The 22,284-nt window shown below is 51.7% G+C and carries 27 protein-coding genes; 13 read left to right on the top strand and 14 right to left on the bottom strand.

Annotated elements, in window-relative coordinates; genetic code table 11:
* Window position 1: 1 nt before the first annotated feature.
* Genes dnaQ through TH468_RS06685 form a run of 5 tightly spaced genes read right to left on the bottom strand, consistent with a single transcriptional unit; the run spans window position 2 to window position 3,705 of the window.
* Window positions 2-715, bottom strand: a complete 714-nt coding sequence (gene dnaQ, locus TH468_RS06665; protein WP_085642754.1) for a DNA polymerase III subunit epsilon — start codon at window positions 713-715, stop codon at window positions 2-4.
* Entirely contained in the window at window positions 708-1,310 is a 603-nt protein-coding gene (gene coaE, locus TH468_RS06670) for a dephospho-CoA kinase (protein WP_085642755.1), read from the bottom strand. Before coaE ends, dnaQ begins: the two co-directional genes overlap by 8 nt.
* A 31-nt stretch (window positions 1,311-1,341) precedes the next feature.
* A complete protein-coding gene (locus TH468_RS06675; protein WP_085642756.1) occupies window positions 1,342-2,208 on the bottom strand; it encodes a shikimate dehydrogenase in 867 nt (288 codons plus the stop codon).
* Between the two features lie 31 nt (window positions 2,209-2,239).
* Entirely contained in the window at window positions 2,240-2,836 is a 597-nt protein-coding gene (locus TH468_RS06680; RefSeq protein WP_085642757.1) for a nucleoside triphosphate pyrophosphatase, read from the bottom strand.
* A 44-nt stretch (window positions 2,837-2,880) separates the two neighbouring features.
* Window positions 2,881-3,705 carry a pyruvate, water dikinase regulatory protein gene (locus tag TH468_RS06685; protein WP_085642758.1) on the bottom strand — a complete coding sequence of 275 codons (825 nt, stop codon included), beginning with the start codon at window positions 3,703-3,705 and terminating at the stop codon, window positions 2,881-2,883.
* A gap of 666 nt (window positions 3,706-4,371) precedes the next feature.
* Here TH468_RS06685 and hemE point away from each other — a divergent pair.
* From hemE to hemJ, 3 genes are all read left to right on the top strand, one after another.
* Complete coding sequence (hemE, locus tag TH468_RS06690) at window positions 4,372-5,409, top strand: uroporphyrinogen decarboxylase (RefSeq protein ID WP_085642759.1); 1,038 nt, start codon at window positions 4,372-4,374, stop codon at window positions 5,407-5,409.
* A gap of 177 nt (window positions 5,410-5,586) precedes the next feature.
* Window positions 5,587-6,699 carry a ferrochelatase gene (gene hemH / locus TH468_RS06695; RefSeq protein WP_246832238.1) on the top strand — a complete coding sequence of 371 codons (1,113 nt, stop codon included), beginning with the start codon at window positions 5,587-5,589 and terminating at the stop codon, window positions 6,697-6,699.
* A 106-nt stretch (window positions 6,700-6,805) separates the two neighbouring features.
* Complete coding sequence (gene hemJ / locus TH468_RS06700; protein ID WP_085642761.1) at window positions 6,806-7,234, top strand: protoporphyrinogen oxidase HemJ; 429 nt, start codon at window positions 6,806-6,808, stop codon at window positions 7,232-7,234.
* A gap of 110 nt (window positions 7,235-7,344) precedes the next feature.
* On the opposite strand, the gene secB is transcribed toward hemJ, so the two are convergent.
* Both secB and TH468_RS06710 read right to left on the bottom strand, forming a co-directional pair.
* Entirely contained in the window at window positions 7,345-7,839 is a 495-nt protein-coding gene (gene secB / locus TH468_RS06705; protein ID WP_085642762.1) for a protein-export chaperone SecB, read from the bottom strand.
* Between the two features lie 387 nt (window positions 7,840-8,226).
* Complete coding sequence (locus tag TH468_RS06710; RefSeq protein WP_085642763.1) at window positions 8,227-8,805, bottom strand: FxsA family protein; 579 nt, start codon at window positions 8,803-8,805, stop codon at window positions 8,227-8,229.
* Window positions 8,806-9,187: 382 nt separating this feature from the next.
* Here TH468_RS06710 and TH468_RS06715 point away from each other — a divergent pair, with 382 nt between their 5' ends.
* The 3 genes from TH468_RS06715 (at window position 9,188) to TH468_RS06725 (ending at window position 11,759) form a co-directional block, all read left to right on the top strand.
* A complete protein-coding gene (locus TH468_RS06715; RefSeq protein WP_139834657.1) occupies window positions 9,188-9,904 on the top strand; it encodes a Tim44/TimA family putative adaptor protein in 717 nt (238 codons plus the stop codon).
* Window positions 9,905-10,121: 217 nt separating this feature from the next.
* Complete coding sequence (locus TH468_RS06720) at window positions 10,122-11,393, top strand: murein transglycosylase A (RefSeq protein ID WP_085643023.1); 1,272 nt, start codon at window positions 10,122-10,124, stop codon at window positions 11,391-11,393.
* A 114-nt stretch (window positions 11,394-11,507) separates the two neighbouring features.
* Window positions 11,508-11,759: a hypothetical protein gene (locus TH468_RS06725; RefSeq protein WP_246832239.1), complete on the top strand. Its 252-nt coding sequence runs from the start codon at window positions 11,508-11,510 to the stop codon at window positions 11,757-11,759.
* Window positions 11,760-11,912: 153 nt separating this feature from the next.
* On the opposite strand, the gene rlmN is transcribed toward TH468_RS06725, so the two are convergent.
* The 4 genes from rlmN to TH468_RS06750 form a co-directional block, all read right to left on the bottom strand.
* The gene (gene rlmN / locus TH468_RS06735) at window positions 11,913-13,157 is read right to left on the bottom strand and encodes a 23S rRNA (adenine(2503)-C(2))-methyltransferase RlmN (RefSeq protein WP_085642766.1); all 1,245 of its coding nucleotides are present in this window, start codon (window positions 13,155-13,157) and stop codon (window positions 11,913-11,915) included.
* Between the two features lie 287 nt (window positions 13,158-13,444).
* Window positions 13,445-13,993: an invasion associated locus B family protein gene (locus TH468_RS06740; protein WP_085642767.1), complete on the bottom strand. Its 549-nt coding sequence runs from the start codon at window positions 13,991-13,993 to the stop codon at window positions 13,445-13,447.
* Between the two features lie 195 nt (window positions 13,994-14,188).
* Entirely contained in the window at window positions 14,189-14,800 is a 612-nt protein-coding gene (locus TH468_RS06745; RefSeq protein WP_085642768.1) for a hypothetical protein, read from the bottom strand.
* A gap of 3 nt (window positions 14,801-14,803) precedes the next feature.
* Window positions 14,804-15,301 (bottom strand): polymer-forming cytoskeletal protein, encoded by a 498-nt coding sequence (locus TH468_RS06750; protein WP_246832240.1) that lies wholly within the window; start codon window positions 15,299-15,301, stop codon window positions 14,804-14,806.
* On the opposite strand from TH468_RS06750, the gene TH468_RS21920 reads away from it, so the two are divergent.
* Window positions 15,291-15,650: a hypothetical protein gene (locus TH468_RS21920; protein ID WP_223304931.1), complete on the top strand. Its 360-nt coding sequence runs from the start codon at window positions 15,291-15,293 to the stop codon at window positions 15,648-15,650. The genes TH468_RS06750 and TH468_RS21920 overlap by 11 nt on opposite strands.
* Here TH468_RS21920 and TH468_RS06755 read toward each other — a convergent pair.
* A complete protein-coding gene (locus tag TH468_RS06755; RefSeq protein ID WP_085642770.1) occupies window positions 15,605-16,285 on the bottom strand; it encodes an EI24 domain-containing protein in 681 nt (226 codons plus the stop codon). The genes TH468_RS21920 and TH468_RS06755 overlap by 46 nt on opposite strands.
* A 484-nt stretch (window positions 16,286-16,769) precedes the next feature.
* Window positions 16,770-17,465: an outer membrane lipoprotein carrier protein LolA gene (locus TH468_RS06760; RefSeq protein ID WP_085642771.1), complete on the bottom strand. Its 696-nt coding sequence runs from the start codon at window positions 17,463-17,465 to the stop codon at window positions 16,770-16,772.
* A 233-nt stretch (window positions 17,466-17,698) separates the two neighbouring features.
* Here TH468_RS06760 and gshB point away from each other — a divergent pair, with 233 nt between their 5' ends.
* From gshB to TH468_RS06780, 5 genes are all read left to right on the top strand, one after another.
* On the top strand, window positions 17,699-18,643 hold the full coding sequence (gshB, locus tag TH468_RS06765; protein WP_085642772.1) for a glutathione synthase: 945 nt from the start codon (window positions 17,699-17,701) through the stop codon (window positions 18,641-18,643).
* Window positions 18,644-18,882: 239 nt separating this feature from the next.
* A complete protein-coding gene (locus tag TH468_RS06770; RefSeq protein ID WP_246832241.1) occupies window positions 18,883-20,340 on the top strand; it encodes an alkaline phosphatase D family protein in 1,458 nt (485 codons plus the stop codon).
* Window positions 20,341-20,362: 22 nt separating this feature from the next.
* The gene (locus TH468_RS21990; RefSeq protein ID WP_139834668.1) at window positions 20,363-20,437 is read left to right on the top strand and encodes a glutathione S-transferase N-terminal domain-containing protein; all 75 of its coding nucleotides are present in this window, start codon (window positions 20,363-20,365) and stop codon (window positions 20,435-20,437) included.
* Window positions 20,438-20,455: 18 nt separating this feature from the next.
* Window positions 20,456-20,812, top strand: coding sequence for a hypothetical protein (locus TH468_RS06775; protein ID WP_085642774.1), 357 nt, complete (start codon window positions 20,456-20,458; stop codon window positions 20,810-20,812).
* Between the two features lie 108 nt (window positions 20,813-20,920).
* A complete protein-coding gene (locus TH468_RS06780; RefSeq protein WP_246832242.1) occupies window positions 20,921-21,190 on the top strand; it encodes a hypothetical protein in 270 nt (89 codons plus the stop codon).
* Window positions 21,191-21,205: 15 nt separating this feature from the next.
* On the opposite strand, the gene TH468_RS06785 is transcribed toward TH468_RS06780, so the two are convergent.
* Entirely contained in the window at window positions 21,206-21,673 is a 468-nt protein-coding gene (locus tag TH468_RS06785) for a MarR family winged helix-turn-helix transcriptional regulator (protein WP_085642776.1), read from the bottom strand.
* Between the two features lie 119 nt (window positions 21,674-21,792).
* Between TH468_RS06785 and TH468_RS06790 the strand changes: the two genes are divergently transcribed.
* On the top strand, window positions 21,793-22,266 hold the full coding sequence (locus TH468_RS06790) for a VOC family protein (protein ID WP_085642777.1): 474 nt from the start codon (window positions 21,793-21,795) through the stop codon (window positions 22,264-22,266).
* The last annotated feature ends 18 nt before the right edge of the window (window positions 22,267-22,284 follow it).

The raw sequence follows: 22,284 nt of genomic DNA on the forward strand, positions 1-22,284 counted from the left end.
ATCATGCCTCTTCGTGCTTGAGCCAAAAGGCACCGGAAATCATTTTTTCAACATAGGCGCGATGAGCAGCAAGTTCTTCGTCACTGACGATATGGGGCCGTGGTTCGAGGTGGTTTTCCTTTGGACCCAACCTGCGCGGGGCATTCTCGATATCCTTTTTTGCTTTTTCCTTGGCATTCGGATCAAGCAAAAGCCCGTGTTGCCGCCCCCCCAGCAGTTCAAGATAAACCAGCGCCAACAGATCGGAATCGAGCAATGCGCCGTGCAGAGTACGGTTAGAGTTATCAATCTTGAAACGACGGCACAGCGCATCGAGGCTGACCGGAGAACCAGGGAATTTTTTGCGCGCCATCTGCACGGTATCAATCGCGCGATTCATGGCAATTTTCGGCTTACTCAACCATTCAAGTTCTGCGTTCAGGAATTTCATATCGAACGCAGCGTTATGGATCACAAGAAGCGAATCATCGCCGATAAATTCGAGGAAATCATCGACAATTTCGGCAAAAACAGGCTGGTCTTTGAGGAAATCGTCACCCAAGCCGTGAACGTCAAATGCCTCTTTTGGCATCGGACGCTGCGGATTGATATATTGGTGATATTGCTGTCCCGTCGGCATGTGATTGATCAACTCGATGCAACCGATTTCCACCAGACGATGGTCAGCATAAGGATCAAGGCCTGTGGTTTCCGTATCAAGGACAATTTCACGCATGTCGGGTCCGATTTTCCAGTTGGTCAACGATGGTTCGTATCGTAGCGAAAGTTACCGCACGCCCCAAGCCTGTCGGGATGATAAAATCGGCTTTGCGACGTTTTTCGCGATCCGGCATCTGTTTGGCAAGAATGGCGGAAAATTTGGCGTCCGTCATCCCTGATCGCGCCATAACACGTTGAAGTTGAATGAATTCCGGTGCTGATACTACCGCAACGTGATCGCAACGCTTTTCACCCACCGTTTCAAACAGAAGCGGGATATCCAGTACAACCAGTGATCTTTGCGCCAGACGGTTACGTTTAAGAAACCTGTTTTCTTCAGCCCGAACCAGCGGGTGCAGGATGGCTTCAAGACGTTTCAGCGCACCGGAATCGGCAAAAACGATTGCCCCCAGTATCTGGCGATCAATCCGGCGGTCTTTTAGGACATCGGGAAATGCCGAGATGATCGAATCAAATGCCACCCCGCTCGGTGCCATCAAACGATGAACGCTAGCATCGGCATCATGGACCGGCACGCCGAGATAACGAAACATCCCCGCCGCGGTCGATTTACCCATGCCGATGGACCCGGTCAGCCCCAAAATCACCATAATAAATAGTGTCCTGTGATCTTAATTTTGGTTAATCCGGCGAAAGAACAAATTCGCGAAGCTCTGCCGTGACTTCCGGGTCAATCCCGAACCAGCGATGGAATCCCGGCCGTGCCTGATGCAGCAGCATGCCCAGCCCATCAACCACCGGATTGCCGCGTTTTTTGGCCTGTGCCAGCAGATCGGTTATCAGTGGCGCATAAACGATATCGGTGACAAGAGCAGTTTCCGGCAAACCTTCAAGATCGATTTCAAGTTTCGGCTGTCCGACCATGCCAAGGCTTGTGGTATTGACCACAAGTGCCGCATCGGCAAGGCTTGCAGGATCAAGCGGCCAGTTCACAACATTGATCCGAGGATCATTAATCTCGGTCGCCAGATCTTCAGCGCGTTTGCGTGTACGATTGGCAATACGGATTTCGGGACTGCCTTCGTCAAGCAGGGCAATCAAAACCGCGCGCGATGCTCCACCCGCCCCCAGCACCACCGAAGGACCAGACGCAAAATCGATATTCGGGGCTTCTTGGCGCAGGTTTTCGATAAAACCGAACCCATCGGTATTATCGCCCAGCATGCGGCCATCCTTGGCAAAGGTCACGGTATTGACCGCCCCGATGCGACGCGCACGATCAGAGAGTTCATCACATTCGGGCGTCGCCATTTCCTTTTGCGGAATGGTGACATTGACCCCAGAAAAACCCAGATTTCGCAAGGATTTCAAGGCATCCTGAAAATTCTTCGGTTCGACTGGAAGCGGCATATAGGACCCGTCGATCCCGTATTTTGCCAGCCAGTAGCCATGCAATCGCGGCGATTTGGAATGTGACACCGGCCAGCCCATCACACCGGCAAGACGCGAGGTACCCGACAGGGTTCGATAAGGGGTTCGCGAAGTCATAATGAACAATTTCCTGCCTGAATGTCTTTTATTATGCCTTGAGAATACCGTGATCACGCAAGAAGCCAATCAGCGGTAAAAGAGGCAGGCCCAGAACGGTAAAATAGTCACCGCGCACTTCGGTGAAAAGCTGAGCCCCAATACCTTCAAGCTGATAACCTCCAACACAGTCGTAAATTTCTTCGCCAGCGGCATCAAGATAGTCTTCGAGCCATTTATCGGTGAAGTTGCGCATGGTCAGATGAGCGGTATCAATGGTGCCCCAGATACGTGATCCTTCCTTATAGATCACGGCCGCCGAAACCAGTTGATGGGTTTTACCGCGAAGCGCCAGAAGCTGGGCACGGGTATTGTCGCGGTCACGCGGCTTGTCAAACCAGATCCCGTTGCATTCCAGCATCTGATCGGCCGCAATAACGATACCATCGGGTTGCTGTCGATACATGCGCAATGCCTTCATTTCGGCGAGCGTTTCGGCGGCTTCGGCAGCACTGGCACCTTCAGCCTTCATTGATTGCTTGTAACCGTCTTCGTCGATCATGGAGGCAATTGCCTCGCAATCCACACCTGAATTTGTAAGCATGGAATGTCGGGCTTTACTGCTGGACGCCAGAATCAGTCTGGTCATGTATCGGTATCCTGTAATTTTCTGATGTCTTTGAATTAATCGAATTAATGACCACGGCGATCATACATGGTCGATAGAATGATCGCCGCGGTTTCTTCGATGGATCGTCTGGTGACGTTGATAATCTTCCAGCTGCGATCAGTAAAATAACGGCGTGCCTGATGGACTTCGTTTCGCACGGCAACCGGGTCAACGTAATCTCCACCCTCGCCGCGCTCGATCTGGCGCAGTCGATTTTTGCGGATCGATACCAGTTGATCAACATCCTTGATCAGGCCAACAACCAGCGGATTTTTAAGCTTGTCGAGTTCCGGGGGCAACGGGCACCCCGGCACAAACGGCACATTGGCGGTTTTGATGCCACGATTTGCCAGATAGACGGAGGTCGGTGTCTTTGACGTACGCGAAACTCCGACAATCACGACATCGGCTTCTTCAAGATCCCATGTCGATTGCCCATCATCATGAGACAGCGTGTAATCAATGGCTTCGATCCGGTTGAAATAATCTTCGTCCATTTTATGAAGGGCGCCGGTGCGGCCGCGTGATTGCTGTCCCAGATAACCGGCCATCATGGTGATGGTATTATCAAGCACATGGCTATGCGGTACCTGCAAACGGCGACAGCCTTCTTCGAGCTTGCGGCGGATATCCATATCGAAAACCGTATAAAGCACGATCCCAGGATTGCATTCGATATCGGCAAGCACACGGGCAAGCTGTGCATCGGTTCGGATCAGTGACCAGACATGTTCATGTGCTCGCACATCAGGAAATTGCGCGATGCAGGCACGCGCCACCCCATCAACGGTTTCACCGGTAGAGTCCGATACCAGATGAAGGTGAAAGATATTGTCGTCGTCAATCATCGCAGTCCTGCAATCTGCCAGCGTTTCACATCACTTAACCGAAACCCGGTGTTCGATATTTCGATCATCTGTCATCTGACAAGGCACTGCAATCCCAACCACAAATTAAACCGACGGAGTCGGGCCTGTGGATAATTGTGGATAACGGGGGCGACTCCGGCCAAATTTTTTCCACAGATTTTATCCTGCACGTCATACAAAATTTCTCAAAGCATCCGTCCCACGGGGGATAAGCGGAAAATTTTTTCCCTAATAGCAGGGATAACAACGTAAAAACCAGATTAATCCCCGTTATCCACATTATTCAAAAACGGCTTTTCCCAAGCTTACCTTTGGGAGTCGTTCGGAGTCGTCCCCAGTTTTCCCCAAGACCTTTTGAGATGAATCATTTTTCCCGAGTCGCAATGTGGATAAACTGTGCACCAAATTTGATCCCCGTTATCCACAGGGAACCACTAACAAACAACATCCTTTTTTATTAAAGAAGGTTTTGTTAGAGACACGGTGGAAAAACGGCCTGGACAGGCTTCAGGACACAATTCACGGGTCAGGAACCGGAAACCGGACATAAACGTCAGACTATCGTGTCTGACAAAAAAGATCGGGACTATCATACCCGGAAACGCCCCTTGAAAGGCAATTCCGGGCAGTCAAACAGGAAACGTCATGCCCAAACCAACCAAGACCTTTTTGCGCGCCCTTGCAGGTGAGACAATGCCCGTACCACCGATCTGGCTGATGCGTCAGGCTGGTCGCTATCTTCCGGAATATCGCGCAACACGGTCCGAGGCCGGTTCATTCCTCGATCTTTGCTATAATCCTGATCTTGCTTGCGAAGTTACCTTGCAACCGCTCAGGCGCTATGATTTCGATGCGGCAATTCTGTTTTCCGATATCCTCGTCATACCACAGGCACTTGGACAGCATTTAGCCTTCAAGCAGGGAGAAGGTCCGCAGCTCGACGCCATTCGCAATGCATCTGGCCTCGGTATCCTCGATGTTGATCGTATTCACGATACGTTGGGGCCCGTTTACGAGACAGTGTCAAAGCTTTCGGCATCCGTTCCGTCACATACTTCCCTGATCGGTTTTGCAGGGGCACCATGGACGGTGGCGACCTATATGGTTGAGGGCAAAGGCAGCAAGGATTTTGCCAATATCAGACGATTTGCCTATGGCGATCCGGACGGATTTTCACGCCTGATCGACATTCTTGTCGAAGCTACGACGCAATATCTGCTGAAACAGATCGAAGCTGGCGCAGAATGCATCCAGTTGTTTGAAACCTGGGGTGGGGTACTGTCGGAAAACGGGTTCAAACGTTGGGTGATAGAACCGACCAAAAAAATCGTCGCAAATCTGAAGGCGGTACATCCGGATTTACCGGTGATTGGCTTCCCAAGGGGTGCTGGTTTGCATTTGATCGACTTCAAACATCATACCGGTGTGGATGCTGTTGGTCTTGATAGTGGCGTTCCGTTGAAATGGGTGGCGGAAAACCTTCAGCCGCTTGGACCGGTACAGGGAAATCTTGATCCGATGTATCTGATTACCGGCGGGGACGAGATGATCGAAGAAACCCGCCGTATTCTTGATACGCTGCGCAATGGTCCGTTCATTTTCAATCTGGGGCATGGCATCACGCCGGAAACATCACCTGAAAATGTCGGCAAACTGGTCGAATTTATTCGAAATTATCGGTGATAATTGAAATCGATCAAATCGATTGAAAAATACAATGCGTAAAATGGCTTAAACCCGTTGCGCTTCTATCCTGTTTGGCCATTATGACCGCGGGATCAAAAGAAGCGGGACGGGTTTATCCAAACGAGGCTTCCGGGATGAACCGGACAGTTTCAAAACGCCATGAAGGATATGCCGATGTCCGAGCTAAAGCGTAAAAAACGCGCGATCATTCTTTTCAATCTGGGCGGCCCGGATGGGCCGGATGCGGTTAAACCGTTCCTGTTCAATCTGTTTAATGATCCCGCGATTATTAGCCTGCCCAATCCGTTCCGGTATTTTCTGGCAAAACTTATTTCATCGCGCCGCGCACCGATTGCGCGCGAGATCTATAACTATATCGGCGGAAAATCGCCGCTGCTGGAATTGACTAAGGATCAGGCGGATGCGCTTGAAACAGCGCTTAACGGGCTTGATGACGGCTATGAAAATCGCTGTTTCATTGCCATGCGTTACTGGAAACCGTTTGCCGATGAAAGTGCGGCCGCGGTTAAGGCATGGGGCGCGGATGAACAGATTTTGTTGCCGCTTTATCCGCAATTTTCAACAACCACCAGCGGGTCCTCGGTCAAGGACTGGAAACGGGCCTGTCACAAGGTTGGCCTTACGGCGCCGATTAAAACCGCGTGTTGTTATCCAACCAATCCTGGCTTTGTTGATGCATCGGCTGAAATGGTTAAGGCCGGGTATGAAAATGCTCTAAAAAAGGCTGCCGATCTTGGTGTTGGCAAGCCACGCCTGCTGTTTTCTGCCCATGGTGTGCCCAAGGCAGTGATTACCAAACGTGCTGATCCCTATCAGTCGCAGATTGAAAAATCAGCACAAGCCGTGGTCGACAAGATGGCAATTGCTGATCTGGACTGGCTTGTGTGCTATCAAAGCCGTGTAGGGCCGATGGAATGGATCGGCCCGTCGACCGAGCATGAAATTGAACGTGCCGGCAAGGATGGCGTACCATTAGTGATTGTTCCGATTGCCTTTGTTACCGAGCATTCCGAAACGCTGGTCGAGCTGGACATTGAATATCGCGAAATTGCCGATGAACTGAAAATCCCGGTTTACGAACGTGTTCGAACGGTTTGTTCGCATCCGCTTTTTATCAGTGGCTTGGTTGATGTGGTCAACGAAACCCAGCAGGAACTTGATCAGAACGGACCCGATGATTACGCGGTGGAAACGCGTGGCTGGTGGTGCCCGGATGAACATAGCTGTGCGGTGGCCAAACAACCAATGGGTGCGGGCCCTGCCTGATTATTCTGGCCTGATTATATTGCTGATCGGGCAATTTGACGTTTATCCTGTTTGAAACAAACAATATCAATTTCCCCGTGCCCCGAATCGACCAGAAGAGAGAGACATGGATACCTACAGCGTTATCAAATCCCTGCATGTCATCAGCATTATTGCCTGGATGGCAGGGCTTTTGTATCTGCCGCGGCTTTTTGTCTATCACTGCGAAGTGGAAGCAGGTTCGGAAGCCAGCGAGAAATTTAAGGTCATGGAACGCCGGTTGCTGCGCGCGATCATGAATCCGGCGATGATTGCATCGTGGATTTTCGGCGGTTATCTGATCCATGCGGCCGGTGTGATGACCGAGGGATGGTTCCACGTTAAATTGCTGTGCGTGGTGCTGATGACCGGGATGCATATGATGATGGCGCGCTATCGCCGTATGTTTGACGCCGATGCAAACACCAAGTCCCAGAAGTTCTTCAGAATTTTGAACGAGGGACCAACCATCCTGATGGTGGTTATTGTCTTTATGGTCATTGCCCGCCCGTTCTGATCGGGATGATTTCAGGGTGATTTATCGATCATCCGAAAATCATTTCGGTATTAAAATAAAAAGGCCGCCTGTTTGGCGGCCTTTGTTTTGGTATCGTACCAAACAGGAAATCAGGCATTTCCAGCAGGCTGGCCATCCATCTGTTTGGCAAATTTCTTGCGGAAAAGATCAGCAAAATCAATCTGCTGCATCATCAACGGCGGGAATCCACCATCGGCAGTCAGGTCAGAGATGATTTTGCGGACATAGGGGAACAGCATACGTGGAACTTCAATCAGAAGAACCGGCAAACGATGTTCGTCAGCCACATTAAGCGTCACGACGGCACCATACTGAAGTTCGGCAATGAAAGCGATCTTGTCGGCAACATCGGCTTTGACGTTGATCTTGACGGTAACTTCGTGAAGTTTCTGATCCTGAGTCGTGCGCGCCTCGACATCGACATCGATGTTGATTTTCGGCTGCTGTTGCAGAGCTACGCTTTCCGGTGCATTCGGATTTTCGAAGGAAAGATCCTTGATGTACTGGGTATGGATCGTGATCGGGTTGCCAGTCGGCTTCTGTTCTTCGCCGCTCTGTGCTGCACCGGTGGTGTTCTCGGCCATTAAAGTATAACTCCCTTGAATCTCGGTCTTGATCAGAAACAAGCCGTTCAGAACGTATCTGACAAGGCATTGGCAGCATGGTCAGATGATCTGAAACTGGCTGGTATGCTTGTTTCTGACGCCGCAACCCCGCGGCATGTCCTTTCATGGCCTAGCATGTCTTCTGGATACGGGCAAGAAAATCGCCGTAACATCCTGCACGGGTCATAAGTGGCGAAACATGAGCATTTCGTACGTGATTGCCTGCGGTCTGGTTCAGGTTTAAAGAGCGTCCCGCAAGGTATTGAACAGGCCACCAAAACGAAAACAGGACCCGAGGCATCGCCAAGGGTCCTGTCGATATCGTTCAATGCAATCGGTTACGCCAGACGAGGCGGAAGCCAGATATTATGAATTATTGGGTGGCAGATTGCGGGGATCATCATTATTGGCGTCGTGACCCGTTTCACCTTGGCCCTCACCATTTCCGTTGGCTGGACTGACATTTTCGAAATCACCATCTATGATTGGACCAGTGCCCGGACGTCGCCCTGGGCCAGTAGAAGCACCGCCTGATGACGAACCCGGATTGCCATAGGTCCGGCGCGAAAAACTGGTGCGGATATTACCTGACTGAACCAGTTTCATAATGACGCCGGTACCAACCGCCCTGCGTAGTGGCGGGACCAATAACAGGAAGCCCATGGTATCGGTGACAAAACCCGGAGTCAGAAGCAGCACACCGGCAACCAGAATGCAGATGCCGTCAAACAACTCGCCAATTGGCATTTCACCCTGATCCATTTGTGCCTGCGCACGGGCAAGGGTTTGCAAACCCTGGGCGCGCATCAGCGAAGTTCCGACCACAGCGGTCAGGATGACGATGCCAATCGTTGGCCACAGGCCAATCAGTTCGCCCGCCTGAATGAAGACGGCAATTTCGATGATCGGCATGGCCACGAAGATGGCCAGAAAATAAAAGCCCATTTTTGCTCCGCTCGGCTTTGCATTTGGTCGATATGATCAGGTTTGATCATAGCCTGTCAGGCAAACATACTTTGACAGGACCGGTCCGCAAAGCGCAGTATTGCATAAACATGTTGGTTTTCAGTTATTTCGCTTTAATCTTGCTTGAAATACTTTCTGAATTTGGCGGCAAACTACCGGTATAACTGGACGAAAATGCGGCAGTTTACCACCATGTTCGCGACAATATGATGATTGTGCGGATGAACATGGTGAAACCGATCACATTTTAAATGCGATCGGGAGTTGCCCTTGCATTCGCTTCGGTCCATACCATTTCTCGACCACGGCAGTTTTGCTGTTTTTGGCGTTTTTCGAAACCTTACAGATCAAGAGTCCGGGCTTGCAGTATTTCGACATCATTCTTTTCGCATTGATCGCTGTTTTTCTGGTTTTGCGCCTGCGCAGTACCCTTGGGCGCCGCAATGGCGAGGAAAAGCAGGGTCCAACGGATGTTTTTGGCCGTCGTTCGCACGAGGATGACAGCAAAGGTGCCCAAAATGGCGTGCCGCAGCCGACGGATAATGTATATCGCCTGCCTGATGCAGATAAGGCAGTTGGAAAGAACGAAGGAACGGTTCCTGCTGATAGCAGCGCCTTTGGCGTGTTGCAGCAAATCCAGAAAGCCGATCCCGACTTTACCCAACAGGATTTCCTGAACGGGGCGCGGATGGCGTTCGAAATGATCGTCGAATATTTTGCCAAGGGTGACAAGGATGGCCTGAACCCGCTTCTTTCGGCCGAAGTCTATAAAAACTTTGCCGCCGCCATTGATGCTCGTGCCGAAAAGGGAGAGCGCGAGGAAACCACGCTGGTTGGAATCAAAAGTGCCACCATTCACGATGCCAGCCTTGAGGGCCGCACCGCCTATATCACGATCAAATTCGTGTCCGAGGAAGTATCAGTCATCCTCAATAATGAAGGTGATGTGATTTCCGGCGATCCGAATCAGGTGGTCGAGGCCGAAGACCTCTGGACATTCGCACGCAATATTGAAAGCCGCGATCCAAACTGGCAGCTGGTTGCGACCGAAACGCCGGAAGAAGAAACCGCGCAGTAATTTGGCGGTCTCCACTGGCACTGAATTGATAAAGGCGATCCAGACGGGTCGTCTTTTTTATTGCCTGATTTTATGGATTTGATGGCCGTTGTGGGTTTCGATTATCGGCTTGTTAAGCATGTTTTCGGAAAATCGCGGCAGATAATTGAAATGGGCAAGCATGGGTCAAATCATCTTGCCGGTTCTGATCCGGATTTTGCAGATAGCGGGTTTTGCCTTGAAAAGACGTCTGGTTTTGTCGCGACTTCTTTCATTCATTGCGGTTTTTATCGGAGCGACAGGTGCTCTTGTCTGGCTGTTTTGGACCGATATTGCCGGTTTTGTCGGATGGGGAGAGGTACCGGAAAAGCCAGCAGATGCACTGACACTGAGTGCCACGGACTTCAATCATCTTGACGGTTGGCAGTCTGACGACATGCGCGGCAGCCTGAAAGCATTTCAGCGGTCCTGTGCTGCAATGATCAAACGTTCTGATGACCGCGATATTGGCCCGGACCGGCGGATGGGAACGGTTGGTGACTGGCGCGGATTGTGTGAAACCGCGCTGGCACTTGAGCCCGATGCGATACGCAAGGAAGACGCACGCACCTTTTTCCAAAGCGGATTCAAACCGTGGCTGGTGGGCAATAACGACGATCCCGAAGGATTGTTTACCGGTTATTTCGAGCCGGAACTGCGCGGTAATCTGACCCGCGAAGGACCTTTCCAGACGGCGATTTATCTGAAACCTGACGATATGGTGTCAATTGATCTTGGCGCGTTTCGTGAGGACCTTAATGGCACAACACTGGTTGGTCGGATTGAGGGTAAAAATGTAAAGCCCTATTATGACCGTGCGGCGATTGAAAATGGTGCACTTGCGGGGCGGGATCTTGAACTTGTCTGGGTTGATGACGCGATTGATGCCTTTTTCCTGCAAATTCAGGGATCGGGCCGTGTTGTTTTGCCAGATGGCAGTGTGTTGCGCATCGGATATGCGGCGACCAACGGACATCCCTATTTCGCAATTGGTCGGGAACTGATCGAACGGGGAGAATTGACGCGTGAAACCGTATCTTTGCAAACCATCCGGCAATGGTTATCCGATCATCCCGATCAGGCAGCTGATGTGATGAATACCAACGCATCCTTTGTGTTTTTCAATCCGCTGAAAACCGATCCGGATGATCCCGATGCCGGGCCGTTGGGATCGCAGGGAGTGTCGTTGGAACCGGGGCGGTCATTGGCGGTTGACCGGCGTTTCCATGCCATGGGGGTTCCGATCTGGCTTGAAACCGATGATGCGATGAATGCCGATGCCAGATTTCATCGTCTGATGGTTGCGCAAGATACGGGCGGCGCCATTCGTGGCCCGGTACGCGGGGATATCTTCTTTGGTCCAGGCGAGGATGCCGCTCTGCATGCCGGTCATATGAACCGCATGGGACGTAAATTTGTTTTGCTGCCGGCATCTGTTGATCAGGCCAAACTGGCGGAGGCCAAACCCTGATGTTGCGTCACATCGTGCTGTTACAGATCGGAGACGGTGTTTTGGCAGCACAGATCACGGACCTTCTTGAAGAATTATCGCAAGTTGCCCTTGAAACGCCGGGAATTCTGGCCTTTGCCGCGGGTCCAAAAAACACCGGGAAGCGGGCTTAGTCAGGGTTTCACCCATGCATTAGCCATTGATTTCGTCGATGGGGCGGCCCGTGATGCGTATCTTTCCGGTCTGGACAAGGACGGGGTCGGTCGCCGTATTTCAGAAATGACGGTCGGTGGACTGGGCGGAGTCCTGGCAATCAATCTTGATATTTCGGATATGAAAACGTCCGACGACTTACCTCCGAAGAAACTTCAGGCGAAATGGATATAATTATCAATCAGAAATAAATGATTGATTTTATTTTTATAAAAAATGTTTCTTCTTGGCAGTGACAAAGGTGGATATTTTTCACCAAAAAAGAAAACGGGCAGGATGAACCTGCCCGTTTGCAATTCCAGATGTTTACCGTGTTCTGCGCGGTAGTTACTGCGCGGCAACCACATTGGTACTTTCGTCGCTCGAAGCATTGCCACAGCCGCCGACACGCGATTTACGCTGGCGCTGGCTTTCGGATTTCAACTGGCCGCAAGCTGCCAAGATATCGCGGCCGCGCGGCCAGCGGATTGGTGCTTCGTAGCCGAGTTCAAGCAACGTATGTGCGAATTTCTTGATGTCGTTGGTCGGCGTGCATTCATAGTCCGAACCCGGCCATTTATTGAACGGGATCAGGTTGAATTTGCAATGGACACCCTTGACCAGCTTTGCCAGCGCGCGTGCATGTTCAGGTTTGTCGTTAACGCCTTTTAGCATCACATATTCCATGGTGATCGGGCGAGAATTGGACATACCGGGATAATGGCGGCAGGCATCCATCAGTTCCTTGAGCGGGTATTTCTTGTTGATCGGCATGATTTCATTACGCAGATCGTCATCAGGCGCATGCAGTGAAATGGCCAGACCAACACCGAGTTCCTCGCCACAACGCACGATTTCCGGTACAACGCCAGAAGTCGAGAGGGTAACGCGACGGCGCGAAATTGAAATTCCTTCGCCATCCATGGCGATTTTCAGCGCTTCGCGGACATTTTCATAGTTAAACAGCGGCTCGCCCATGCCCATCATGACAATGTTTGAAAGACGGCGGATACCGTTTGCAGGTGTTGGCCATTCGCCATAACTGTCACGGGCAACCATGAACTGGCTGATGATTTCGCCAGGGGTAAGGTTGCGAACCAGAAGCTGGGTACCGGTATGGCAGAATTTGCAGGTCAGTGTGCAGCCGACCTGCGATGAAATGCAGACAGCACCACGATCTTCGTTGCGATCTGGGATGTAGACGGTTTCGGCTTCGTTACCGTCATGGAACTTCATCAGCCATTTATGGGTATCGTCCGAGCTTTTCTGATCGGCTGTTAGAACCGGGCGACCAATATAGAAGTCCTGCGACAGTCGATCGCGAAGCTTTTTGGAAATGTTGGTCATATCTTCGATGTCTTTGACACCGCGGTTATAAATCCAGTTCCACATCTGTTTGACGCGAAACTTGCTTTCACCCATTTCGCGAAGCAGTTCGGTCAGCTGATCGCGCGACAGGCCGACGAGATCACGACGTCCGTCAGCAGCCTGCCCATTGGCGGCGCGTGTTACGAAGTCAGTCAGCGTCGGGCCAGACGGTGTTTCACCGTTTGCAGCGTTTTGGGTCGCGTTTTCGGACAGGACGTCGGTCATCCCGGGTTCTCTCTTTGGTGTTTGGCGTTTATCGGCGTATGTTCTTCGTCACCGGGTGCATCGTACCGTGTCTGGTTTTGTGCATCCGATGCGCGCCGATTTGCAACGGGTGGGACTATAACAGGTTTTCCCACAAAATGCTTTTGGCGCATAAACCATGGCCCCGCATATAGCGGGGCCGGGGCAATTTACAAACGATAAAATTCACATTGCAGCTATTTGCTGGACGCGATGCGGCTTTACAAGCACCTTAAACCGCAGCAGGGAATTATCGGTTTGCTATTGGGTTAGCTAACAGGTTTGGCGTCGCAAGCCTTTGAAATTGCATTATAGGCAGCGGTAAAACCGGAAAGAGAGTACGTATCGGTGGTTTTCGTGCCGCGTGACGAGTTCCCGACAACAACCATCGTGCTGCCCGACTTCATGGCACTAACCAGTTTTCGGTCTTCCTCACCGTTCACGGCCCAGGCTGAATCTTCGTAGGTAAACAACTTGAAGCTTTTGGAATCGATTCGAAGATCAACATCGCTATCCTTTTCATAGGTATAGCCGGTGATGAAGCTGACCTCGTTGAACAGTTTAAGCGCCGGACGGTGCGTGACCATGACATAGATTTTGCCGCGTTGGGTATAGTCGCCCTTGGCAGATGTCGGCTGACTTCCGATATAGCAAACTTTTTTGCCTTTTTCGGAATAGCTATAGGCTTCCCATTTTCCATATACATCAATCAGTTGCGGCGCATTTTGCGCTATCGCAGCCTGAGAGATCAAAGCGACAAGGGCGGCAGCTGCACCTGCCAGCGAATTTCTGACAAGACGATGGGCGTGTTTTTTCATGGGCTCGCGTATCGTGTCTGAAGTTTCGGGACGAAGACCTTAAATCCATCCGATGTGGTGGATTTATGAGAAATTTTCCCAAGCGTGACGGGAAAAGGTAAATATTCGACCAAGGAAATACCGGTATATCGCGAAATTTGAAAAAATCGGCTGCGATATGGGAAAATGGTGCAAATACCTGTTCCTTTTGGGCTTTTAGCCCTTGTTGTTTAGGGTAGCCTGGGATTTTACGACCTGATCGAGGCAATCTTGGACCGAGATTTTATCGGCACTTTTGCGTTTGCGGGCAAGCATATGGGTCATTTTACGTTTTTGCCCTTCGGCAGCTGGGAAAAAGAACGCATCAAAGGAGCAGTCATCGGAACGGTATTGCCAAACCCGAGCGGGGCCTTCGCCGCGGGTCATTTCCGGTTCGCCGATTTTTTGTTTTACCGCGTCCTCTGAAAGACCCATCAGGGTTTCAGCCTTGATTGATTTAAAGGGAATAGGCGGAATGGCAACCGTGATACGCGGCGACTTCGATTTGGCCGTGCCAGTCGAGCTTGCCGCGGGTTCTGTTGCCGTTGTGCTACCAGTGGCAGACGCTTCGGGTTTTTTCGGGATGTTCTGCGTCACGCGCGGCGAACTGGCCGATGTAGCCTTGCCATAGTTCTGATTGGTGCTGCCCGGCGGGATGGCATTACCACCACATGCCACAAGCGAGGTCGCGATCAGTATCATCGCGCAAAGAAGCCCGGCGGGGTGTGTTACACCGCGCCGGATCTGTTTCGGGGTCGTATGGATTGGTGAGCGGTTTGTGCCGGTCACGGGTCAGATGTCGTCGCTTTTACGCGGAATGGTGATCGCAGCCGAATGACCGGTACGGCTGGTGCCGTCGTCGCTGCCTTCAACATATTCCAGCGAGCCTTTGATACGGGCACCGTTTTCGATCTGAAGCGCACCATAGGTGATTTTGCCGTTGATGTCGGCCGTGCCGATCACGATGACGCGGCGGGCTGTCAGATCGCCTTCGAAGGTACCGCTGATTTCGGCTTCGTCGACCTGGGCGGTGCCAACAAAGGTTCCACCGTGGGAAACTTCAAGACGGGTGCATTCCTTTATCTGGGCTTCAACATGGCCTTCTACGACGAGAACGTCGCAGGAACCGATTTCGCCAGCCAGACGGATGTCGCGGCCAACCGTCAGCTTCTTGCCTTCGGTATTGCTTGGTGTTGCGCTCGGACGGCCAGCACTGCCGCGGGTCGGAATTTCAAGCGGGCGCTTCGGGATTTCCGGGCGGAAGCTGGTGGAATGCGGTTTGCTGGACATTTGCGGTTCTTCCTTTGTGCGCGGCTGGGTAAATAGCTGCGGCTCACTACGTTTTTCTGTTTTTGTGGCGGTATCGTTGCTGGCACTCGCACTTTCGTCCGAAGTCGACGTGTTCGGCGAGGAAGCTGTGCTGTCGGAAAGACCGCCTGAATTCAATCTGGAAGAAGATGTATCTGACGAAGCCGGGCTGCTGTCGACTGTTTTGTTGGCTTTTTTCTTTCCGAACATGGGGATGACCAAATCCTTGTCTTGCAGTTTTGTTTCAGGTTTCCGCCGTTTTATCCGATGCCCACCGGAATGGCGTCAGGCTGTGGTCCGGTTTTCGAACGCGCCCAGACGGACGGAGTAATGTACCATAAAGGCAGTCGCAATGATCGGAGCCACAAGGTTGACCAGTGGCACGGTCATCAGGAATGTCAGGCCGATCCCAGCAAACCACAGTTTCATCTGGCGGCTCTTGCGAATGGCGTTCACCGTGTGCACATCATAACGACGTGCGGCCACCAGTTCAAAATATTCGCGCGAAAGCAGATACCCATTCATTGCATAGAACGCTATGATGTAGACCGGCCCGGCCAAAAGAAGCGGCAGTATCAGGATGTTAAGCGCCAAAGCGGTCAATGCGAATTTAAGACCGCTGATCAGGGCTTCGGTGATCGGTTGCGGGCGGGTGTCGGGCAGGGCTGGATAATATTTATCTTCGACCGCATCGGCGATCTGATCAAGCAGCAGGCTTGAAATCAGCACGGTCGCTGCCGGGAACATCAACAGCACCAAAAATGCCAGACCAACGCCAAGCAGCCAGTCTGCCGCAGTTTCCATCCAGCCGCCATCTGCAAAAAAGGTTACCGAATTCAGGCCAAAGCCAATCAGCATCCATAGCCCGACAATTGTTGCCAACGCGCCGGCAACGCCGATCCACACAACCTTGCGAAAACGCGGGTCAGAGAACTGGGAAACGGATTTGAGAAAGTCATTGATCATTGGCGGATTTTATCCTGCTGGCACTGTCGTAAATACGTTCCAAGGGAATCATGCCAAACATTACTAGGCAATCAAAATTAACAGGCCGTGAAATCGGTAATGGATTTGACAGATTTTTTGCCCAAAGCGCCGGATATCGTATGTGTTGGGCAGAAAAAAGGCGTCCGGTCAGGGGGGGAGAACCGGACGCCAGCGCTCCGATGATCTGGAGCGTGAGGAAAGGTAGGGGAGACCTGTTCCTCACACTTGGCTCCCACATCAAAATTCGGGAACCTTGTGACAGATTTTCATATAGGAACTATAACCCCCGTCTGCCATAGATCAGGGCCGCTTATTGGCGATAAATTTCGTGGATTCCGGTGAAAAATGTCATACCGATTGATCGTTGCGAAACAACAATGTTTGCAAGAGCTTGAATCGGAATGCTTAACCGCTTTGTCAGGCGGATTTGACATTTTCGTGAAGTTGACCGGGAATTTTGAAATCAGCCGCGCTGATTTGGCCAGATACGGTCAAATTTGAATAATGCCGGGTCCAGCTTCATGCCTTCTTCGGTATTGAACAGGGTCACGGTCGTCTCTACCCCGGCGGGGTCGGTGACAATCCATTGACGCAACTGCATCGGATTTTCCTGAAACACCAGTGTGACACTGCCAGCACCCGGATCGGATTTGCGCACCATTTCAACCCGCATGGTTTCGGCGGTACGTTTGAAATCAACAACCTTGACCTCTCGCGTCAGAGATACGTCCTTTGCCAGAATGATACCGGCCGGGGTTTCGTCGACATTGAAATAGGTCGGGGCGTTGATTTCCTTATCATAATAAATGAAATCAGACCCGGTGGAGACCAGCAGGATTTGAGCAGGCGGGTTGTATTCAAACCGCATCTTGCCGGGCCGTTCCATATAAAGCTTGCCCTCTGCGGCGCCACCATCCGACGAAATCTGGACGAAATCACCTTTCAGTGTGGTGATGTCCTCAAGATAGTTTTCGATTTTCTCGATGGTTGCCTGATCTATCGCGCCTGACTGCGCCAAAGCACTTGCGGGCGTAAGGCTGATTGAAACCGGTGCGGCAATCGCAAAGGCTGTGGCAAAGACGGATGCCGCCGTCATGTAGCGGAAGCGCGCGCCCACCTGTTTGATGCGGAATTTGCCGAATTTGCTGAAGAATGCCATGTGACAGCCTGTCTACTCGTTTTAAGAAATTCTGTGATCGCGATTGCGAAACCGGAATGGCGAATGATAAAAATTCAGCCAAATTGTAACCAACCACAATATGTACAACATATCGCATCATTTGGCCGGGAAGGCCAGCCGGGTCAAGTCACGCCCGCAAATGATCACAATTGGCCGGGTTTGGCCGCATTTGCAGCAGTGGTCGGCTTTCCGGCAACAGGAGAAAGCGTTTTATGAGTCGTATCGTCGCCATTCAGATGGATCCGATCGCATCGATCGATATCAAGGGGGATTCAACCTTTGTGATGGGGCTTGAAGCCCAGTCACGCGGTTATGATCTTTTGCACTATCATCCCGATGACATGTTTTATGACCGCGGTCGGATCAAGGCGGAAGTCCGCCCGATGACGCTTCGTTACGAGAAGGGCAATCACTATGATCTGGGTGAGGCAAAGATCATAGATCTCGCCAAAGAAACCGATGTGATCCTGATGCGTCAGGACCCGCCGTTTGATATGAATTACATCACGGCAACCCATCTGCTTGAAGCCGTTCATCCGGAAAGCTTCGTGGTCAACCACCCTGGTCATGTCCGCAATGCGCCGGAAAAGATTTTCGTTACAGAGTTTCCCGATCTGATGCCGCCGACCCTGATTACCCGGTCGGCCGCGCGTATTCGGGATTTCCGCGAGGAATTCAAGGACATCATTGTCAAGCCGCTGTTTGGCAATGGCGGGGCTGGTGTTTTCCATCTGAAACCGGGTGACGAAAACCTGAATTCGTTGTTGGAACTATTCGCCGCGCAGTCGCGCGAGCCTTTGATGGTACAGGCTTACTTGCCCGATGTGCGCAAAGGCGACAAACGCATCATTCTGGTCGATGGCAAACCTGTCGGTGCGATCAACCGTGTCCCGGCCGAGGGTGAGGCACGGTCGAACATGCATGTTGGCGGGGTAGCGGAAAAATCCATGCTGACCCCGCGTGAACTTGAGATTTGCGAACGCATTGGGCCGGAACTGAAAAAGCGCGATCTGATCTTTGTCGGGATTGACGTGATTGGCGATTATATGACGGAAATCAACGTCACATCGCCGACAGGGCTTCAGGAGGTAAACCGTTTTGACGGATCGAAACTGGAATCCCTGATCTGGGATGCGATTGAAACCCGCCTGTCCTGATCGGATTTGACGACGGGACGATTTTCGGGGCAAGCGGTTTAACCATTTGCCCCTTTTTCTGGCCCCCTGTCTGGTCGGAACGAATGGCCGCGAAATGGCCGGATTTCATCGGCAATTCTGCACCAATTTGCTGCCCATATCCGTTGATGTGACTGAATTCATGCCCGCAGGCTGGAACCAAATGCCTGTTTCTGCGTATGGTTTTGGGATCAATCATCAACAAGGCGGAATCCGATTGCATGGCGGATAAGCAAAACAGCGCAATTTCAACAAACGGTACCTTTGGCCCGTTCCTGTTCGCGCGTGGCAGCGACGATAAAACGGTCCGTCTGGCCGCCCTTGTTGTGACGCCGGAAGGAGCCGATCCGGCCGAGTTTCGAATCATGGGTGAGGATATTGTAACCCCGACAAAGCTTGCGAACCGGTTCGGGCGTCATTACTGGCGTTATGATTTCGAGCTGCCGGTTGTGTCGGATGCGCGTTACAGTTTCGATATCGAAACATATTATGTGAATACCGATTTGACTCATGACCTTCGGATCGGGTTTGTCTCGTGTAACGGACAAGAAGACGGTGATTTGGACCGACCTTTGGCGGATCGTAATGCGCTGTGGATTGATTTGGCCCGCGAACATCAAAAACGGCCTTTTTCCCTGTTTTTGCATGGCGGGGACCAGATTTATGCCGACGGGGTCTGGGGATGCCATCCTGATATTGTCACATGGAAAAAGACGAGACGTCAGCAGAAACTGGCAGCGGATTTCACCCCCGAGATGCGCAATAGTGTTCTGAAATTCTATCTGGAACATTATCTTGAAATTTATGGACAGCCGCAGATCAGCCATATACTGGCGCGGGTGCCATCTTTGATGATGTGGGATGACCACGACATTTTTGACGGCTGGGGCAGTCACAAGAAATGGTTTCATGACAGCATGGTCGCAAAGGGCATGTTTGCCTGTGCGCGTGAAGCATTTTGCCTGATGCAGCTTTGCACCGCGCCCGACGAATTGCCGCAGAAAATACTGGATCGTTCGGGGCAAAGCCTTGGCTGGCGTACGGATTTCCCCGGATTTTCGGTGATTGCGCCCGACTTGCGGTCGGAACGGACCCCGCATGCGATCATGGGCGAACATGGTTGGCGGGACATGATTGCGACACTCGATACGATTCCGGAACATCATCGTATTTTGTTGATGTCGAGTGTGCCGGTGATTGGCCCGCGCCTGTCACTGGTCGAGGCGATCCTGCATCTGATGCCCAGTGCGCAGAAGTACGAAGATGACCTGCGCGATCAGTGGCAAAGTCGCTGGCATCGTAAGGAATGGTGCCGTTTTCTGGAAACCATTGAAGATGTCGTCGTCAAGCGCGGTTATGACATGACCCTGCTTTCGGGGGAAATTCATGTGGCGACCCGCGGCACGTTTGAAACCCATGGCAAGTCCATTCACCAACTGGTGGCATCGGGCATTTCGCACACTGCCCCGCCGTTGGCGTTTGCACGTGTGCTTGGTCTTTTGGCATGGATTGGCGATAATCCCCTGCCCGGTCGCCCGACCAAACTTAAGCCGCTTCCTGGGCGGATTGGCACCTATTGCGCTGCACGCAATTACCTGACACTGGACCGAAAGGGCGAAAACTGGCGGGCCAACTGGCATCTGGAAAATATTGGCTGGACACCGGATTTAACGATCTAGGGAGGATCCCATAGTTCCTACCATGCAGCTTTACTATTCGCCGACATCGCCCTTTTCACGGAAGGTGCGGATCATTGTCCGCGAATTGGGATTGTGAGGCGATATTTCTGAAATTATGATCGATCCTTGGACGGATGCTACTTTGCGTGACGGTATGATGTCCTCGACCAGGCGGTTATTCGCCGATAGCAAACGCCCGGAAACTGAACGTTTTCATTTCGTAATGGATCGTCATCGTGCCGCGGTTTATGCAAGCATTGACGCCATAAAAGTCGGGATCAGCAGCCTTACAACAGATAGGCCAGATATCGGCACTCTTTCGGTGGCCGCAGCCCTTGAATATGTTGATTTCCGCTGGCCCGATGGGTGTTTTGCTGTTTCAGACGATCTGCGCCATTGGATGGCGGGCATGGCCAATCGCCCAGCCATGCTTGCGATGCGGTATAATTTGCTTCCGGTTCGACAGATCTGATCTGCATGGATGCAATATTGTCCGGGCCAGTTAAACACGCTATAGCGTGGCGGGGCAGCCAGATGTGTTATGATGTCGGGCAGCAACTTTTCAGATGAAACGGGTTTCATGACCGACATTACCAAATCCATGCGTGAACGGGCTTGGGCCCGGGCCGGAAAAATTCAGGGCGAAGATTCCGCCGAAGTGCGCAAGCACCGCGCTAGCGGCATCACGATGAAAAAAGAAAGCTTTGGCAAGTTCCGCAATTTTGGCTGGACCGTTGTAGACGGTGTTGCTGTTCCATGTCGCAAGGAATTCCTGCCGCCGCGTGACGGCGATGCGACTGATGGCGATGCATCTGAAGATCTGGCCAAATCCGAACCTTCCGAAGACTGATCATCTGATTCTGTCCTAGCCATTCGTCAGGCTGATCAAATCTGTCAAAAGGTGGCGCGAATCGGAATTCGTGACCAGTGCATTGAGGTCTTTCTGGGTTTTTTGCCAGATCGGAAAGGCTTTAACGAGCAACGCCATTCCCTGATCGGTTAGAGTCAGCAAACGACTGCGTTTATCCTTGGGGTCGATATCGATTGCAACCAGCCCCCGTCTTTCCAGCGGTTTAAGATTGGCGGTCAGTGTTGTGCGATCCATCGCCAGCAAATCAGCAACATCTTGCATGTGCGGCGGGTGTGGCCGGTTAAGCGACATCAGCAGGGAATATTGCCCACTAGTCAGGTCAAGCGGGCGAAAAGCATCGTCGAACCGGCGTGCAATCGTGCGTGCGGCCCGCCGCACATGCAGACAAAGACAACTGTCACGCACCATCAGCGTCGATGAAAACGGGACTTTATCGTTCTGGTTGAAATCTTTTTTTGACATCAGATAATTATGTTGATATCAACGTATTTGTCAAACGGGAAAATAAGAGAAAACTGATCAAGCGCCACCACGCTTCACCTGATTTCGAATTCACTTCTGAACGGCAAGGAGGAAGCCCGATGCAGAAGATCAGCCCCTTTCTATGGTTTGACGGCAACGCCGAAGAAGCCGTCAAATTTTATGCGTCCGTTTTTCCAAATGCCACGATCGGCAAAATCTTGCGCAGCAGCAAGGCCGGACCCGGACCGGAAGGTAATGTTTTGACAGTAAGCTTCGAGCTTGAAGGTCAACAATTCACAGCCCTTAACGGTGGGCCGCAGTTCAAGTTTACCGAGGCTGTTTCCTTCACTGTGTCCTGCAATGATCAGGCAGAAGTTGATTATTACTGGGACTGCCTTTCCGAAGGTGGGGAACCCAGACAGTGCGGCTGGCTAAAAGACAGGTTCGGTTTTTTCTGGCAGATCACTCCGGTTCGTCTGATCGAACTGATGAACGATCCGGATCCGGATGTTGCGGCCCGGGTGGCAACAACCATGATGTCGATGGAAAAATTCGATATCGCCGGGATTGAACGTGCCGCCAAAGGCATCTGAAAACTTCACGCAAAATTT

This window comes from Thalassospira sp. MCCC 1A03138, from assembly GCF_002115785.1.
GTDB lineage: Bacteria > Pseudomonadota > Alphaproteobacteria > Rhodospirillales > Thalassospiraceae > Thalassospira.